Below are 16,154 nucleotides of genomic sequence, written 5' to 3' on the forward strand. Positions count from 1 at the left end.
GGAGAGACACCACACGTCGCGGCGTGGGTCGCCCCCGTCCCGGCAGGCCCGCTCCTAGGATGCGGGCCATGCCGGACCATTCGCCCCGCCCCGAGCCGTTCACCGCGCGGACCTCCGCCGCCGCCCTGGAGGACCTCCGCGCGCGGCTGCGCGCGACGCGCTGGCCCGACGCGCCCGAGGACGCCGGCTGGTCGCTCGGCACCGACCTCGACTACCTCCGTGAGCTCGTCGCCTACTGGGCGGACGGTTTCGACTGGCCCGCGCAGGAGGCGGCCCTCGCCCGCTCCCCCCGCTACCGGGTCCAACTCGGCGGCCTCGGCGTCCACTTCGCGCATGTGCGGGCCGACGAGACGGCCGGGCCCGTGCTGCCGCTGGTCCTCAGCCACGGCTGGCCGGACTCGTTCTGGCGGTACGCGAAGGTCATCCCGCTCCTGACGGACCCCGGCGCGCACGGCGCCGATCCCGCCGACGCGTTCGACGTGGTCGTGCCCGACATGCCGGGCTACGGGTACTCCGACCGTCCCGCCGGACCGCCCCTGGACTCCATCGCCGTCGCCGGTCTGTGGGCGGAACTCATGGGCGTCCTCGGCTACGACCGGTTCGGCGCGGCGGGCGGTGACATCGGCAGCCATGTGAGCCGCTATCTGGCGCTCGACCACCCGGAGCGGATCGTGGCCGTGCACCGTTCGGACGCGGGGGTGCCCATCTTCGGCGGCGACCCGGCGGACCTCGCCCCCGAGGAGCGCGCCTGGCTCGACAGCGCCGCGGCGTGGGGCGCGAAGGAGGGCGCGTACGCCGCCATGCACCGTACGAAACCGCAGACGGCCGCCTTCGGGCTCACCGACTCACCGGCTGGGCTCGCCGCGTGGATCGTGGAGAAGATGCGGGCGTGGAGCGACTGCGACGGCCATGTCGAGCGGAGCTTCACCAAGGACGAGATCCTCACGAACGTCACGCTCTACTGGCTCACGGGGACGATCGGCTCCTCGATGCGTATGTACGGCGCGAACGCCGCGATCCCACCCGCTCAGCTCGCCCGCCGGGTCGAGGTGCCGTCAGGCTTCTCGCTCTTCCCCGGCGACATCGTCCGCCCGCCGCGCGCGTGGCTCGAACGCACGGCGAACGTCGTGCGGGTGACCGAGCCTCCGCGCGGCGGTCACTTCGCGGCGTTCGAGGAGCCCGAGCTGTACGCGGAGGAACTGCGCGCGTTCTTCCGGCCGTACCGCGCACCGGCGTTGGGCTGAGCACAGGGCCGGGCCTGCCCCGCCCGCGGCCCCCGGGCCCGCCCGCTCACCCCGCCGCGAGTACCGCGGCGACCACCGGCCCCGCCGCGTCACCGCCGTGTCCGCCCGACTCCACGCTCGCCGCGACTGCCAGGTCGTCCTGGAAGCCGGTGAACCAGCTGTTCGACGTCGCCTGCCCGTCCACCTCGGCGGACCCCGTCTTCGCGCCCTTGTCACCGCCGAGCCCGGCCATCGCCGCCTTGCCGGTGCCCCACGAGGCGGTCTCCCGCATCATGTCGCGCAGCTGCTGCCCCACCGAGCCGGGCAACTGCCGCTCGGCGACGGCCAGTTCGCGGTCGTCGAGATCGCGCGGGACGATGATCGGCTGGCGGAAGGTGCCGTCCTTCGTGGTGGCCGTGACGGACGCGATGTTCAGCACGTTCATCTGGACCGTGCCCTGGCCGATGTACTGCGCCGCGGCCCCGCCCCCGTCCGACTCCGGCACGCTGCCGTCGGCCGACGCGACACCGGTCTGCCAGTTCAGCCCGAGACCGAAGACCTCCCGCGCCTCCGCGGGCAGCGCGTGGTCGTCCTTCGTGTCGTCGATCAGCTTGATGAAGGCGGTGTTGCAGGACCGGGCGAAGCTCTGGGTGAAAGTGCCGCCCTGGATATCGAAGTTGTCCAGGTTGTGGAACGAAGTGCCCTGGTAGAGCACGGTCTTCGGGCACTCGGCCGGCCGGTCCGCGCCGACCAGGCCCTTCTCCAGCAGCATCGCCGCCGTCACGATCTTCATCGTCGAGCCCGGCGCCTGCTTGCCGAGCATCGCCGCGTTGAAGCCGTCCTTACGGTTGTTGGCGACGGCGACTATTTCGCCGGTGCTCGGCCTCACGGCCGCGACGGACGCCTCGTCGAACTTCTTCACGGCCTGCTCGGCCGCCGCCTGCACCTTCGCGTCGAGCGTCGTCGTCAGCTCGCCGCTCTTGCCCTTGGAGAGCGTCAGCAGCGTCTTGCGCGGAGCGCTGTCCCCGCCGCTCGCGCCGCCGCCCGCGCTCTCGCCGTCGGTCTGGATCCAGGTCTCGACACCGGACTCGCCGCCCGCCTTCTCGCCGTACTTGTCCCGCAACTGGTCGAGCACCGGCGCCAGCGAGGGGTACTTCTCGGCCGTCAGCTCGGTCCCGTCGCGGTCGACCGCCTTGATCGGCGGCGTCGGCGCCTCGCCGGTCATCAGGCTGCTGTTCTTCGTCAGTTTCGGATGAATGACGGTCGGCGCCCAGTCGACCAGCGGCTTCCCGGTGGTCACCCCACGCACGACGGTCAGCTCGGAGGCGTACGACAGGGGCTTGCTCAGCCCCTTGTACGTCACGGTCGCCTCGACGGTGAAGGGCACCTTCGCGCCTGTCGCCTTCCCCGGAGTGATCACGGCGTCGGTGATGTGCGCCTGCTCGCTGTAGCCGGCGACCGCGTCCTTCGCGGCGGCGGCGTTGTTCGTGTACGTGGCCGCGAGCTCGGGGTCCTTGCCGTCCGCCCACGCGGCGAGGAACTCATCGGCGGTGTTCTTGATCTCCTCCGCGCTCGGCGGCCCGGTCTTCACCTCGGCTGACGTGGACCGGGTGCCGGTGTTTCCCCCGTCGACACCGCTGATGACGTTGTACGCCCCGTACCCGATGCCGCCGGCGACGACGACGAACACGCCGCCGACGATCGCGACCTTCGTTCCACTGCGCATGAGCGCGGTCCCCTCCCCCAGGAGCGCCCCCACCACGTTTGAACGTGTTCAAGGGGCAATTGTTTCGCACTCTACGGGACGCCGGTGAACGTGGAGGAGCCCGTTATCGGACCGCGACGAGGGGCCGCCGGCGGGCGGTCGAGCCGTGCGGATCCCGTACGGAATCCCGCGCGGACCCGTTGGCGCGACCCTCTGCACGACCGTTGACACGGCGGATTCCGCGAACATAGCGTAAGGACTAGTCGTCTAGACCTAATAGAGCCCACTGGGCTCCGACTCGGAGGTGATCATGGAGTCGCGGACACCGCGTCTGAAAGAAGCTCGCTACGAGCTGGTCGAGATTCCCGAGCCGATGGGCCCGGTCACCGTGACCGTGGACCGGCGCAAGGTCCTCGACCACGCCTACAGCGAGGACGACTTCGGGTCCTGGTACTTCGAGGACTCCCCGTTCGGCGGCCCCGTGGGACACCCCCTCGTACTCGCCAACGACCTGCTGTTCCTCTTCTACGAGAAGTACGACGGCAACACCGCCCAGGGTCTTCACACACACGAGCATCTGACCTTCCACTCGCCGGTCGAGGTGGGTGAGACGGTCACGATCGAGGGCGGCTACACGCGGAAGTACGAGCGCCGGGGCCAGGGTTATGTCGTCCTGGAGGCGGAGGCACACGGCGCCGACGGACGGCTCCTGGTACGCCACACCGGCAAAGAGATCATGCGGACGGTCGCCGGTGAGATCACCGGGCAGAACCGGACAGCGGGCGACGTCCGGTCACGCACCGTGCTCGGCACGGTGGACACCGCCGTCCCCGCCCTGGACCGGGCCCGCCTCGACGCTCCCGCACGTGCCGCCCTGCCACGGCGGACAACGGTCTTCACCCAGGACCAGATGTCGGTCTTCTCCTGGGCCGGGCGCGGTTACGCCAATGTGCACACGGCCCCCGAGAAGGCCGCCGCTTCCGGCCTGGACCGCACGATCGTCCAGGCCCAGCAGCAGACCGGTTTCATCATCGCCAACCTGATCGACGTGTTCGGCAAGACGTTCTTCACCTCGGGCGAACTCGACCTCCGCTTCGTCTCCCCCGCCTTCGTCGGCGACGAACTCATCGCCGGCGGCGCCGTCGCCGGTGTCACCGGCGACCGGCTCGAACTGGAGGTCTGGGTCGACAAGGCCGACGGCACCCGTACCGCTCTCGGGTGGGCGTCAGCCCTGGTGGACACCGACCACCGGCGCCCCGCGCGCCTGGTCTGACCCGCCGTAACCCGCCCCACCCGCCCCCCGCACCCCCGTCCCCGCAGGTCCGTGAGATCGACAACGGAGTCATCCATGGCGCAATCAGCCACCGCCCCGCCCACCACCGAGCAGGAACGGACCAAGCTCGCCAAACGAGCCGCCGTGGCCAGCCTCGTCGGCACCGCCGTCGAGTGGTACGACTACTTCATCTTCGGCACCGCGTCCGCGCTCGTGTTCGGGGAGCTCTTCTTCCCCAACGAGGACGACCCGATCATCGGCACCCTGTCGGCGTTCGCCGTCTTCGGTGTCGGCTTCTTCGCCCGCCCCGTCGGAGGGGTGGTCTTCGGTCACTTCGGCGACAAGTTCGGCCGGAAGGCCGCCCTGGTCACGACGCTCATGCTGATGGGCATCTCGACCTTCCTCATCGGCCTCCTGCCCACCACCGACCAGATCGGTATATGGGCGCCGATCCTGCTCGTCCTGCTGCGGCTCATCCAGGGATTCGGCGTGGGAGGCGAGTGGGGAGGCGCCTCACTGGTCGCCGTCGAGTACGCCCCGGCACACAAACGCGGCGCCTACGGCAGCTTCCCGCAGATCGGCAACGCGGTGGGGCTCGTGCTCTCCACGGGCATCTTCGCGATCGTGTCCACGCTGCCCGACGACGCGCTGATGAGCTGGGGCTGGCGCGTGCCGTTCCTGCTCAGTGCCGTACTCATCGCCGTCGGCCTGTTCATCCGGTTCAAGCTCACCGAGACACCCGCCTTCCAGGCCGCCCAGGAAGAGCTGGAGAAGCACCCGGCCGAGGAACAGGCCCAGGAGCGCATGCCGATCGCCGAACTCTTCAAACGGTTCCGCAGGCCCCTGCTCCTGGCCATGGGCATGCGCCTTGGCGAGGCCGTCTTCGGCTACATCATCCTCACCATCGGCCTGACGTTCGCCGAGAACTACACCGACATCCCGCGCACCCATGTCCTCGTCGCGAGCAGCATCGCCGCCGCGCTCGCCATCTACACCTACTACTTCTTCGGGAAGCTGTCCGACCGCATCGGCCGGCGCACGGTCTTCATCATCGGCTCACTCGTGGGCGTGGTCGTCACCTTCCCCTTCTTCTGGGTCCTGGACGCCGACGCCCTGGTGCTGATGTACGTGGCCTACGCCGTGGCGTACGCGATCGGTGTGGGCGCCGTCTACGGCGTCGAACCGGCCTTCTTCGCCGAGCTGTTCAGTACGAAGGTGCGCTACACGGGCATCTCACTGGCGGCGCAGATACCCAGCGTCCTCATCGGACTGTGGCCGCTCGCCTCGACCGCCCTGCTCGCGGCGACCGGCGGAGACCCCTGGCCCATCGCCGCCATCACCGTCGCGGCCCTGCTCGTCGGACTGCTGTGCGCGTACCTGGCCCCCGAGACCAACCGGATCGACATGACACGTGTCGGTGACGAGACGGAGAAGGCACGATGACGGAACCTGATCCCCGTCCATGGCGGGACCTGACCGACCCGCGCCGCGCGGGCGCGACCGACAGGCTCGAAGAGGGGCTCAAGGAGCCGGAGTTCGAGAACCTCGACATTCCCGAGGAGCTGGGCACCGTGCGGGTCGTCGTCGACGACCACAAGATCAAACGGTACGCGTTCACCCACGACGACCATTCCCCCTGGCATCTGACGGAGAGTCCGTTCGGCGGGGAGCGTGTCGGGCACGCGGCGCTCCTGGGCAACGACCTCGTACAACTCTTCACACTCGTCTACGCGGCCAGCCAGGTCGTCGGATACCACACCGAGGAACAGATGTGGTTCGACAGCCCGGCTGTCCTGGACGAGGTCGTGACCCTCAGCGGTACGTACACCGAGGCCTACCGGCGCCGCGGCGAGGGCTACGTGGTGATGGAGGCCACCGCCACGGGCGAGGACGGGCGCAGCGTCGTCCGTCATCGCGGGGTCGAGATCCTCAGGACCGACCCCGGGGCCATCGGCGGACGCGGATCGGCGGCGCCCGAACGCCGCGTCACCGGCGAGGTCCCGGAGGGCGCGCGGACCTCTCGCACGCTGGGGCCGGACGTACGCCCCGGTGACGTACTCGCGCCGCTGCGCAAGACGGTGACCGCCGAGCAGGCCGCGGTCTTCAGCCGCGTCGGTGAGTACGTGCGCAACATCCACAACGACATCGGCGTGGCCCGCGCCGGCGGGCTGCCGGTGCCGATCGTGCAGGGGCAGCAACAGTTCGGCGTGCTGGCCCAGTTGCTCACCCTCCGAGCCGGTCCTTCGTTCCTCACCACCGGCTGGCTGCGGGTCAAGTTCCTTGCTCCGCTGGAGGTGTTCGAGCCGTTCACATCCACCGGCGTCGTCACCGCTGTCACCCCGGTCGACGACGGTCTCCGCGTCGAACTGGAGGTCTGGGTACGCCGCGACGCCGACAACCGTCTCCTCACGGCCGGTTGGGCGGCCGTGACCATCCCTCCGTCCTGACTCACCCCCTTCCTGACCGCACCACCGCACCGACACAGAAAACGGGATCTTCGCAGATGAGCACTTCCAAGACCGGCGGCCAGGTCGTCGTCGACCTTCTGACCTCCCTCGGCGTCGAGTACGTCTTCGGCGTCGTGGGCGGCCAGACCCTCGCCATCACCGACGCGATCATCGACACCCCCGGTATCCAACTCGTCCACACCCGGCACGAGAACGCCGCGGCCGTGATGATGGACGCCTACGGCAGGCTCACCGGCACCCCGGCCGCCTGCATCTCCACGACCGGGCCAGGCGCCACCAACCTGCTCACCGGCGTCGGGGGCGCCTACCGCGACTCCAGCCCCGGATTCGTCCTCACGTGCAACAACAACGGCGAGAACATCCACAAGGACGACGCCCAGAACGCCGACCACGTCGAACTGCTCAAGCCCCTGGTCAAGTACTCCCGGCTGGTGGCACACAGCTCGTCCATCAAGCAGGCGATGGAGGAGGCGTACGTCAACGCCCTCACCGGCAACCCCGGCCCCGTCCATCTCGACTTCGCCCGCGACACCATCGAGGGCCGGGTGACGGACCCGCCGGTGGTTCCCGCCGTCCACCCGAGCCGCGCGTGGGTCACCGAGCGGCCGTCCGCCAACCCCGTCGCGCTGGCCAGGGTCGCCGAACGGGTGCTGCGCGCCGAACGGCCGGTCATCTGGCTCGGCAACGGCGGCAACCGCGCGAGGGCGAGCGAGGACGTACTGGCGCTCGCCGACGCGCTCGGAATCCCGGTCGTGACCACCTTCAACGGCATCGGGTCCGTACCGACCACACATCCGCTGGTGTTCGGGGCCGTCAGCCGTATGGGCACCACGCTCTCCGGCGAGGTCCTCGGCGACGCCGATCTCGTACTCGCGCTCGGCAACAGCCTCAACGCCGTGTCGACCACCCGCTGGCGGCGTGAACTCCCCGAGGTGATCCAGGTCGACGTCGAGCCGGCCATGATCGGGCGCTACTACTCCGAGATCACCCAGGGCGTGGTCGGCGACCTCGGCTCCTTCGCCCGCGACCTGGTCACCGCGACCGCCGGGCACGCGGCCGACGCGAAGGCCGGACGCGCGGAGTGGCTCAGCTCGCTCGACAAGGCGCGCACCGACTGGTGGCGGGCCTCCGAGGTGACGGACACCGCCGCCGAAGGCCCGCTGTCCCCGGCCGACATCGTCCGCACCCTGCGCGAGGTCGCGCCCGATGAGACGCTGCTGATCCCGGACGCCGGCAACCCGGGAGTCTGGTCGTTCCTCTGGGAGATCCGGCGGCCCAACAGCTACATCAAGCCCGTCGGCTTCGGGAACATGGGCTTCGCGCTGCCGTCGGCGATCGCGGCGTCGCTGATCGACCCGGCGCGCCCCGTGCTCGCGCTGATCGGCGACGGCTCCCTCGGTATGAGCATGGGCGAGATCGAGACGCTCGCACGCGTCGGCGGCAATGTCTGCGTCGTGGTTCTCAACGACTCCAGCTACGGCAACATCCGCCAGGAGCAGGAGCTGCACTTCGACGGCCGCACCACGGGCGTCGACTTCGGAACGGTCGACTTCGGCATGGTGGCGCGCGCGATGGGAGTGGAGGGCGAGGTCGTCACCGGCCTGGCCGCGCTGCGGCAACGGGTCGCCGACGCCTTCGCGGCCGGTACGCCGGTGATACTCGACGTACCGATCGACCGTGCCGCCAACGCCTGGACGTTCCCGTCGTTCGTGGCGCCGAAGAAGTAGGAGCAGGAAGCAGGTGACAGCGGCAATGTCGAACGCGAACCCGGCACCGGATCCGCAGCCGAACGCGGACGCGGACGCGGTGCCGAACCCGGCATCGAATCCGGCATCGAATCCGGCACCCCTCGACGGAGTGAAGGTCCTCGACCTCTCGCGGTTCATCGCGGGTCCGCTCTGCGCGCAGATCCTGGCCGACTTCGGAGCCGAGGTGGTCAAGATCGAGCGGCCGGGCGGCGAGGACTCCCGGCACCACGGCCCGTACCACCGGGACGAGAGCGTCTACATGTTCCTCTACCACCGGAACAAGTACGACGCCTCCCTGGACACCCGTCACCCCGAGGCGCTCGGAATCCTGGAGCGGCTGATCGCCTGGGCGGACGTCGTCGTGGAGAACTACCGGCCGGGCACGATCGAGAAGATGGGCATCGGCTACGAGCGGATGAAGGAGCTCAACCCCGACATCATCCTGGTGTCGATCTCCGGCTTCGGCCAGACCGGTCCGGACTCGCGCCGCGCCCTGTTCGACGCCATCTCGCAGGCGTCATCGGGGCTGATGGACATGACCGGTGAACCGGACGGCAAGCCGACCCTCAGCGGCACCTACATCGCCGACTACACCACCGGCTACCAGGGCGCGATCGGGGCCCTGTTGGCGATACTGCACCGCGAGCGGACCGGCGAGGGCCAGCTCGTGGACATCGCGTCCTTCGACACGATGTTCTCCGCGCTCGGCATCCGCCTCATGTCCCAGCTCATGCTCGGCCAGGACATGCCGCGCAGCGGCTCACGCGATCTGCTGACGGCACCGGTCAACGTCTACGAGGCAGTTGACGGATCCATCTACATCCAGGCGGGCACCGCCTCGCTGTTCCCGAAGCTCTGCGCCGTCATAGGCCGGCCGGATCTCGCCGAGGACCCGCGCTTCGCCCATGTCGAAGGGCGGATGACGCACCAGGAGTTCCTGGAGGGCGAGATCGGCGCATGGGTGGCCGGCCGTACGAGGGAGGCCATCGCGCGGGCCCTCGACGAGGCAGGCGTGCCCTACGCCAAGGTCGCGTCGGTCGCGGAAGTGGCCGAGTCACCGCAGATCGCCGCCCGTGACATGATCGTTGAATCGGAGCATCCCGAACTCGGTAACATCCGGATGCCCGGCAATCCGATCAAGATGGAGAAGACCCCACCCATGGTCCGCAAGGCGCCACCTCGGGTCGGCGAGGACAACAGTCACGTCTACGGGGGCATCCTCGGGCTGTCCGCCCAGGACATGGCCCAACTGCGCGGGTCGGGAGCCATCTGATCATGGCGCGCGCACCCAGGTATCAGGTGATCTACGACGACCTCGTCTCCCGGATCCGGTCCGGCGCCCTGGCCCCCTCGGCGCGCTTGCCCAGCGAGACGGACCTGGCCAGACAGTACGGGGTGAGCCGGATGACCGTGCGGCAGGCTCTGGACCTGCTCGACTCGGAGCGGTTCGTCGTACGGCGGCAGGGCAGCGGCACATTCGTCAGCGGCCACGGCGATCGCGGACGGCGGCTCAACCGGCTGCGTTCCTTCGCCGAGGAGATCGAGGGCACGGGCGGTGAGCCGTCCACCAGGCTGATCCACTGCGAGACCACGACCGCGCCCGCCGAGGTGACCGAAGTCCTCGGCGGCACGGCTGACGACACGGTGAACCGGCTCACCCGCGTACGTCTCGTCGACGGCTCGCCCGCCGCGCTCCAGGACGCCTGGATCCCCTACTCCGTGGCGCCGTCACTGTGCCGGGATCCGCTGCTCGACGGCTCCCTCTACCGCACCCTGACCGAACGCTTCGGTGTCGAACTGCGCCACGCCGACCAGTCCATGACAGCCACTTTGCTCAACCCCGAACAGGCGGACCTGCTCGGCACCGAACCCGGCGGGGCCGCACTGGTGGTACGCCGTACGACCTACGGGTCGCGCGGCGAGATCGTCGAGTTCACCACGAGCTGGACGCTGCCCGGATTCCCCTTCCTGCTGAGGATCGACGCCGAATGAGCGCACACGTCGTCGCGGTCGATGTCGGCACATCGGCCGTGCGGGCCGTCGCGATCGACACGGGGGGACAGGTCGTCGCCCAGCGGCGGACCGCCCGCACCTCAGGACTCGGCGGCGACACCTTCGACGCCGGCGAACTGGAGCGGGACGTACGGGCCGCGCTGGCGGGGGTCTCCGGCGGACGGCCGCCCTCGGCGCTCGCCATCGCCGCCCACATCGGCACGGTCGCCGTCGACTCCGCTCTGCGGCCCATCGGCCGCGGCGGCGGCTGGGCCGACAGCCAGGGCGTCGCACGGCTCGCGGCGCTCGGCGACGCGACGGTGCGGCGGCTGCTGCGCGCGGCGGGCCGTCCGGCGCTGACGGGCGGTGCCCTCGCCCATCTGATGGGCATGGAGCCCGAACTCGCCTCGCGGGTGCACGCCGTGCTGTCGCCCAAGGACTTCCTCGTCGCCGGGCTCACCGGACGGCTCACCTGCGACACGATCAGCGCCGCCTACACGCTGGCCTCCGACGTACGCCGCCGCCGGTGGAACACCGGCCTGCTCGCCGAGGCCGGTCTCGACCCCGTACTGCTGCCGCCGCAGTCGGAACCGACATCGGTGGTCGGCGCCCTCGGCGGAGAGGCCGCGGCGGCCACCGGCCTGCCCACGGGACTTCCGGTGATTGCCGGAGGCCCGGACGGATCCGTCGGCATCGGTCTGCTCCTGGGCGGAGCCGACGACGTCATCGCCGACGTCGCGGGCACCACCGACGTCATCGGCAGGCTGCTCCCGGGCCCCGATGACGTACCGGAGGGCGCCGTACTCAACCCTTCCGTCCTGCCCGGCCGATTTGTCGCCGGCGGGGCGACCGGACTCACCGGGGGCGCTGTCGCCCGGTGGCGCTCCCTGGTCGGCACCGTCACGGACGAAGAACTCGCCGCGGTGCCGCCGGGTGCGAACGGGCTCACCGTCCTGCCCGGCATGACGGGCGCGCGCTTCCCGACCTGGCGGTCCGGCACCCGCGGGGCGGTGCTCGGTCAGCGTCCCGACCACGACCCGGCCTGCCTGCTGCGAGCCGCGCAGGAGGCGGCGGCCTTCACGGTCCGCGAGGGAATGGACCGCCTGGACCCCTCGGGCGGCCTGCCGGTCGCCCTGGCCGGCGGCTCGTCGCGCAGTGTCCATGTGGCACGACTGCGCGCCGACATCCTCGCCCGGCCGCTCCTGATCTCCCCGGAGCCGGACGTGACCCTGCTCGGCGCGGCGGCGCTGGCGTTCATCGGCTCAGGACTGGACACCGACCTGGACGCCATCCGGGCCCGCCTGATCGGCACCCCACGCAGGATCGACCCGGACGCCGCCCGTGCGGCGCGCTACGAGCGACTCCACTCCCGCTGGCTGGAACTGCGCGACGCGACGGACGGGCTCCTGTCAGTCCCGTCCGCCGATTGAGGCGTCGCCGCCACGCTCTACACCCAGGTGTCGAGCCACATCCGGTCCTGCCAGCCTTCGACCGGGATCGTCTGGCCCGTGAAGATCGGCCAGAAGTAGATGAAGTTCCACACGATCAGCAGCACCAGCACGCCCGCCCCGACCGCGCCGATCGTTCGGCGTCTCTCGTCCGAGCCCGCCGGGCCCAGCATCGCGCCGATCATCATCGAGACCGCCAGACAGAGGAACGGGACGAAGACGACCGCGTAGAAGAGGAAGATCGTGCGTTCCTGGTAGAAGAACCACGGCACCCAGCCCGCCGCCACCCCGCAGGCGATGGCGCCCGCGCGCCAGTCGCGGCGGAAGAACCAGCGCCACAGCACGTACAGCAGCGCGAAGCACGCCGCCCACCAGAGCAGGGGCGTGCCGATCGCCAGGACCTCCTGGGCGCACTTGTCCGCCGGGGCCGCCGTACAGCCCTCCGTACCGCCCCTCGGGTCCTCGTAGAAGTACGAGACCGGACGGCCCAGGACGATCCAGCTCCAGGGGTTGGACTGGTAGGTGTGCCCGGAGGTCAGATTGACGTGGAAGCTGTAGACCTCGGTCTCGTAGTGCCACAGGCTGCGCAGCCAGTCCGGCAGCCAGGACCACATCCCGCCCTGGCCCTGGGTGGCGGCCCAGTCCCGGAAGTAGCCCTTGTCGGTGACGATCCAGCCGGTCCACGAGGCGATGTAGGTGCCGATCGCGACCGGGACCGTCGAGGCGAAGGCGGGCAGCAGGTCGCGCTTGAGCACGGCGAGATACGGGCGTACGGCGCCGGCGGTGCGCCGCGCGCCCACGTCCCAGAAGATGGTGAGCAGACCGAACGCGGCCAGGATGTAGAGGCCGTTCCACTTCGTCGCGAACGCGAGCCCCAGCATCAGACCGGCGGCGATACGCCACGGCCGCCAGCCGAGACGCAGGCCCCCCGCGACGGCGGCGTCCGGGCGCAGCACCCCCTCCTCGTCCAGCGGCAGCGCGTCAGCGAACCGCCTTCGCACCCAGTCCCTGTCCAGCAGCAGACAGCCGAACGCGGCCAGCACGAAGAACATCAGCACCAGGTCGAGCAGGGCGGTGCGGCTCATCACGAAGTGCAGTCCGTCGACGGCGAGCAGCCCGCCCGCCAGACAGCCCAGGAACGTCGAACGGAACAGCCGGCGGCCGATGCGGCACAGCATCAGTACGGAGAGCGTGCCGAGCACGGCCACCATGAAGCGCCAGCCGAACGGATCGAAGCCGAACATCAGCTCGCCGAGCCCGATGATCCACTTGCCCATCGGCGGGTGCACCACATACCCGGGGTCGGCCGGCACCGGGACCTGGGAGGGGTTGGCCAGGATCAGCTTGTCGACGTCCTTGGGCCAGCTGCCCTCGTACCCCTGCTTGACGAGCGCCCACGAGTCCTTCGCGTAGTACGTCTCGTCGAATATCACCGCCTTGGGGCTGCCCAGGTGCCAGAACCGCATCAGTCCGGCGACGAGCGCCACCAGCAGCGGACCGGTCCACGCGGACCAGCGGATCAGCCGGTCGGCGAGCAGGGGCCGCACGCCGAGGACGATCCACAGGCGGGCCGACGGCTCCGTGTACGGCGGGACCAGCCGTTCGCGCAGCCCGATCACCGGTCTCGGCGCATAGCCGAACCGCCGCAGCCGCTGGGGCCACGACGGCGGCCTGTCCTCGGCGTCCCGACCCTGGAGGGCTTCTGGCGCAGTACTGGTCACCGCGCCATCGTAGGGAACGCGGCTGTGGGTCGTGGGCACACGGCGGCGGACACGGCGCGGAGGGCGCCCTGCGAGGATGGCGTACGTGACTACTGTGCCCTCCAGGGGAACGGCCCCCGCAGCCCCGGCCGGCGTTCTCGTCCTCGCCGGGACCCCCATCGGCGACATCACCGACGCCCCGCCGCGCCTCGCCTCCGAGCTGGCGGCGGCGGATGTCGTCGCCGCCGAGGACACCAGGCGGCTGCGCAGGCTCACGCAGGCGCTCGGCGTGCAGACCACGGGCCGTGTCGTCTCGTACTTCGAGGGCAACGAGAGCGCCCGTACGCCGGAACTCGTGGAGGCGCTGGCCGGCGGCGCCCGCGTGCTCCTCGTGACGGACGCGGGGATGCCGTCCGTCTCCGACCCCGGCTACCGGCTCGTGGCGGCGGCCGTCGAGCGCGACATCACGGTGACCGCGGTACCGGGCCCGTCCGCCGTACTGACCGCGCTGGCGCTCTCCGGTCTGCCCGTCGACCGCTTCTGCTTCGAGGGGTTCCTGCCGCGGAAGGCGGGCGAACGGCTCGCGAGGCTCCGCGAGGCCGCCGGCGAGCGCCGCACCCTCGTCTACTTCGAGGCGCCGCACCGGCTCGACGACACCCTCGCGGCGATGGCCGAGGTCTTCGGCGCCGGCCGCAGGGCCGCCGTCTGCCGCGAGTTGACCAAGACGTACGAAGAGGTGAAGCGCGGCGGCCTCGGTGAACTGGCGAAGTGGGCGGCCGACGGCGTACGCGGGGAGATCACCGTCGTGGTCGAGGGAGCCCCGGAGCGCGCGCCCGTCACGGACCCGGACGAGCTGGTGCGCAGGGTGCGGGTGAGGGAGGAGGCGGGGGAGCGCAGGAAGGAGGCCATCGCGGCGGTCGCCCTGGAGTCAGGGGTGCCCAAACGCGAGGTCTTCGATGCGGTCGTAGCGGCAAAGAATGCCGCTCGGACAAGCTCCCCGGACGGTAAAGGACTATCTTGAAAAGCAAAGCGCAGACCGTGTGTCGGGCCCTTTCGGCATGAGGAGGCCAAGAGCCTGCCATTAATCGACAGCGTTGATGCGCTCCCGCCCGAATAGGCGTCCACTGGGTCGAGTGGAGAGGAGCAGGGCATGAGTGAGATCACGGGCAACGCCGTCGCCCACGAGGCATATGCGTTCTGCTGTATGAGGTGTGGTCACGGCTGGGAACAGGCGTACGACATAGAGCACCACAAGGACGGTTCCGGACAGGAATTCGTCGTCTACAAGGCGGACGGACTGCGGGTGCCCTCACCGCTGTCGAGCCCGACCTGCGTCAACTGCGGACACCACGTCGTGCGCATCATGCGCTCGGGACAGGTGTCATCGGTGCACGCCCTGATGAGCCAGCAGCGGGCCGCCGCCACGACCTCCAGGCCGCCGAAGGCGCCCAAGGCGGCGAAGGCGTCCAAAGTGTCCAGGGCGGCGAAGGAGCCGAAGCCGGCCGATCCGATGCCGGTGAGGAACGAGGCGGGCGGTGCGGCCGTCGCCGCCGTCGCTGAGAACGCGCGGGGGAAGGCGGCCCACCACTGGCATCTCTCCGATCTCCTGCACCCCTTCCACCGCAGGTAGGCCGCTCCGACCGGCCAGGCCACCGGACGGCGCCCGGCTGCCCGGGACCGGCGGGTGCGGTCCTCGTACGATCGTGCCCATGAGCCCGAGAAGCGCCACACGCTCCGACGAAGCGCCGCCGGCCCCCGAACCGCTGCGGGTGCCGGTCGCCGATTCGCACACCCATCTGGACATGCAGAGCGGCACCGTCACGGAGGCCCTCGCCAAGGCCGCCTCCGTAGGAGTGCCGACCGTCGTCCAGGTGGGCTGCGACGTGAAGGGGTCCCGCTGGGCGGCCGAGACGGCCGCCGCGCACGCGTCCGTGCACGCGGCTGTCGCGCTGCATCCCAATGAGGCTCCGCGCATCGTCCACGGCGACCCCGACGGCTGGTCGCGCCAGGGCGCGCGCGAGGCCGGCGGCGACGCGGCCCTGGACGACGCGCTCACCGAGATCGACGCCCTGGCCGCGCTCGCGCCCGTGCTGGCTGTCGGCGAGACCGGGCTCGACTTCTTCCGTACGGGGCCCGAGGGGATGGCCGCGCAGGAACGCTCCTTCCGCGCGCACATCGAGATCGCCAAACGGCACGGAAAAGCGCTCGTGATCCACGACCGCGAAGCGCACACCGACGTGTTGCGCGTCCTCGCCGACGAAGGCGCTCCGGAACGGACCATTTTCCACTGCTATTCGGGCGATGCGGAAATGGCCGAAATCTGCGCCGCAGCGGGCTACTTCATGTCCTTCGCGGGAAATATGACGTTCAAGAACGCGCGTCCGCTGCGTGACGCGCTGGCCGTCGCTCCGCTCGAACTCGTGCTGGTCGAGACCGACGCGCCTTTTCTGACGCCCGTTCCGTACCGGGGACGGCCCAATGCGCCGTATTTGATTCCGGTCACGGTGCGCGCGATGGCGGAAGTCCGGGGGATCGGCGAGGACGCGATGGCGACGGCGATTTCGGCCAACGCGGCGCGCGCTTTCGGCTACTGAGAC

General features: G+C 70.4%; 13 protein-coding genes. 11 read left to right on the forward strand and 2 right to left on the reverse strand.

What is annotated here, in order from left to right:
* Positions 1-68 precede the first annotated feature (68 nt).
* Positions 69-1,244, forward strand: a complete 1,176-nt coding sequence (locus tag ACFWV8_RS01395; RefSeq protein WP_384196919.1) for an epoxide hydrolase family protein — start codon at positions 69-71, stop codon at positions 1,242-1,244.
* A gap of 46 nt (positions 1,245-1,290) precedes the next feature.
* Here ACFWV8_RS01395 and ACFWV8_RS01400 read toward each other — a convergent pair whose 3' ends face one another.
* Positions 1,291-2,949, reverse strand: a complete 1,659-nt coding sequence (locus ACFWV8_RS01400) for a penicillin-binding transpeptidase domain-containing protein (RefSeq protein ID WP_384196920.1) — start codon at positions 2,947-2,949, stop codon at positions 1,291-1,293.
* Between the two features lie 289 nt (positions 2,950-3,238).
* Here ACFWV8_RS01400 and ACFWV8_RS01405 point away from each other — a divergent pair, with 289 nt between their 5' ends.
* From ACFWV8_RS01405 to ACFWV8_RS01435, 7 genes are all read left to right on the forward strand, one after another.
* Positions 3,239-4,201, forward strand: a complete 963-nt coding sequence (locus tag ACFWV8_RS01405; protein ID WP_384196921.1) for a MaoC/PaaZ C-terminal domain-containing protein — start codon at positions 3,239-3,241, stop codon at positions 4,199-4,201.
* Positions 4,202-4,276: 75 nt separating this feature from the next.
* Complete coding sequence (locus ACFWV8_RS01410) at positions 4,277-5,644, forward strand: MFS transporter (protein ID WP_384196923.1); 1,368 nt, start codon at positions 4,277-4,279, stop codon at positions 5,642-5,644.
* Positions 5,641-6,648 (forward strand): hypothetical protein, encoded by a 1,008-nt coding sequence (locus tag ACFWV8_RS01415; protein WP_384196924.1) that lies wholly within the window; start codon positions 5,641-5,643, stop codon positions 6,646-6,648. Before ACFWV8_RS01410 ends, ACFWV8_RS01415 begins: the two co-directional genes overlap by 4 nt.
* A gap of 56 nt (positions 6,649-6,704) precedes the next feature.
* Positions 6,705-8,396 carry a thiamine pyrophosphate-binding protein gene (locus ACFWV8_RS01420; RefSeq protein WP_384196926.1) on the forward strand — a complete coding sequence of 564 codons (1,692 nt, stop codon included), beginning with the start codon at positions 6,705-6,707 and terminating at the stop codon, positions 8,394-8,396.
* A 25-nt stretch (positions 8,397-8,421) separates the two neighbouring features.
* A complete protein-coding gene (locus ACFWV8_RS01425; protein WP_384196927.1) occupies positions 8,422-9,690 on the forward strand; it encodes a CaiB/BaiF CoA transferase family protein in 1,269 nt (422 codons plus the stop codon).
* A 2-nt stretch (positions 9,691-9,692) separates the two neighbouring features.
* Positions 9,693-10,409 carry a GntR family transcriptional regulator gene (locus ACFWV8_RS01430; protein WP_329386663.1) on the forward strand — a complete coding sequence of 239 codons (717 nt, stop codon included), beginning with the start codon at positions 9,693-9,695 and terminating at the stop codon, positions 10,407-10,409.
* Positions 10,406-11,839, forward strand: a complete 1,434-nt coding sequence (locus ACFWV8_RS01435) for an FGGY-family carbohydrate kinase (protein ID WP_384196929.1) — start codon at positions 10,406-10,408, stop codon at positions 11,837-11,839. Before ACFWV8_RS01430 ends, ACFWV8_RS01435 begins: the two co-directional genes overlap by 4 nt.
* Positions 11,840-11,856: 17 nt before the next feature.
* Here ACFWV8_RS01435 and ACFWV8_RS01440 read toward each other — a convergent pair whose 3' ends face one another.
* Positions 11,857-13,578, reverse strand: coding sequence for a dolichyl-phosphate-mannose--protein mannosyltransferase (locus ACFWV8_RS01440; protein ID WP_384196931.1), 1,722 nt, complete (start codon positions 13,576-13,578; stop codon positions 11,857-11,859).
* An 85-nt stretch (positions 13,579-13,663) separates the two neighbouring features.
* Between ACFWV8_RS01440 and rsmI the strand changes: the two genes are divergently transcribed.
* The 3 genes from rsmI to ACFWV8_RS01455 all read left to right on the forward strand — a co-directional run bounded on the left by rsmI (position 13,664) and on the right by ACFWV8_RS01455 (position 16,151).
* Positions 13,664-14,578 (forward strand): 16S rRNA (cytidine(1402)-2'-O)-methyltransferase, encoded by a 915-nt coding sequence (gene rsmI, locus ACFWV8_RS01445; protein WP_384196933.1) that lies wholly within the window; start codon positions 13,664-13,666, stop codon positions 14,576-14,578.
* Between the two features lie 129 nt (positions 14,579-14,707).
* Positions 14,708-15,187, forward strand: a complete 480-nt coding sequence (locus ACFWV8_RS01450; protein ID WP_384196935.1) for a hypothetical protein — start codon at positions 14,708-14,710, stop codon at positions 15,185-15,187.
* A gap of 79 nt (positions 15,188-15,266) precedes the next feature.
* Positions 15,267-16,151, forward strand: a complete 885-nt coding sequence (locus tag ACFWV8_RS01455) for a TatD family hydrolase (RefSeq protein ID WP_384196937.1) — start codon at positions 15,267-15,269, stop codon at positions 16,149-16,151.
* The last annotated feature ends 3 nt before the right edge of the window (positions 16,152-16,154 follow it).

The organism is Streptomyces sp. NPDC058665 (genome assembly GCF_042714995.1).
Lineage (GTDB): Bacteria > Actinomycetota > Actinomycetes > Streptomycetales > Streptomycetaceae > Streptomyces.

Coding starts and splice junctions, on each gene's coding strand:
- ACFWV8_RS01450 (WP_384196935.1), top strand. CDS start 14,708: ATGAGTGAGATCACGGGCAACGCCGTCGCCCACGAGGCATATGCGTTC.
- ACFWV8_RS01425 (WP_384196927.1), top strand. CDS start 8,422: ATGTCGAACGCGAACCCGGCACCGGATCCGCAGCCGAACGCGGACGCG.
- ACFWV8_RS01400 (WP_384196920.1), bottom strand. CDS start 2,949: ATGCGCAGTGGAACGAAGGTCGCGATCGTCGGCGGCGTGTTCGTCGTC.
- ACFWV8_RS01415 (WP_384196924.1), top strand. CDS start 5,641: ATGACGGAACCTGATCCCCGTCCATGGCGGGACCTGACCGACCCGCGC.
- ACFWV8_RS01430 (WP_329386663.1), top strand. CDS start 9,693: ATGGCGCGCGCACCCAGGTATCAGGTGATCTACGACGACCTCGTCTCC.
- ACFWV8_RS01395 (WP_384196919.1), top strand. CDS start 69: ATGCCGGACCATTCGCCCCGCCCCGAGCCGTTCACCGCGCGGACCTCC.
- ACFWV8_RS01435 (WP_384196929.1), top strand. CDS start 10,406: ATGAGCGCACACGTCGTCGCGGTCGATGTCGGCACATCGGCCGTGCGG.
- ACFWV8_RS01455 (WP_384196937.1), top strand. CDS start 15,267: ATGAGCCCGAGAAGCGCCACACGCTCCGACGAAGCGCCGCCGGCCCCC.
- ACFWV8_RS01410 (WP_384196923.1), top strand. CDS start 4,277: ATGGCGCAATCAGCCACCGCCCCGCCCACCACCGAGCAGGAACGGACC.
- ACFWV8_RS01405 (WP_384196921.1), top strand. CDS start 3,239: ATGGAGTCGCGGACACCGCGTCTGAAAGAAGCTCGCTACGAGCTGGTC.
- ACFWV8_RS01420 (WP_384196926.1), top strand. CDS start 6,705: ATGAGCACTTCCAAGACCGGCGGCCAGGTCGTCGTCGACCTTCTGACC.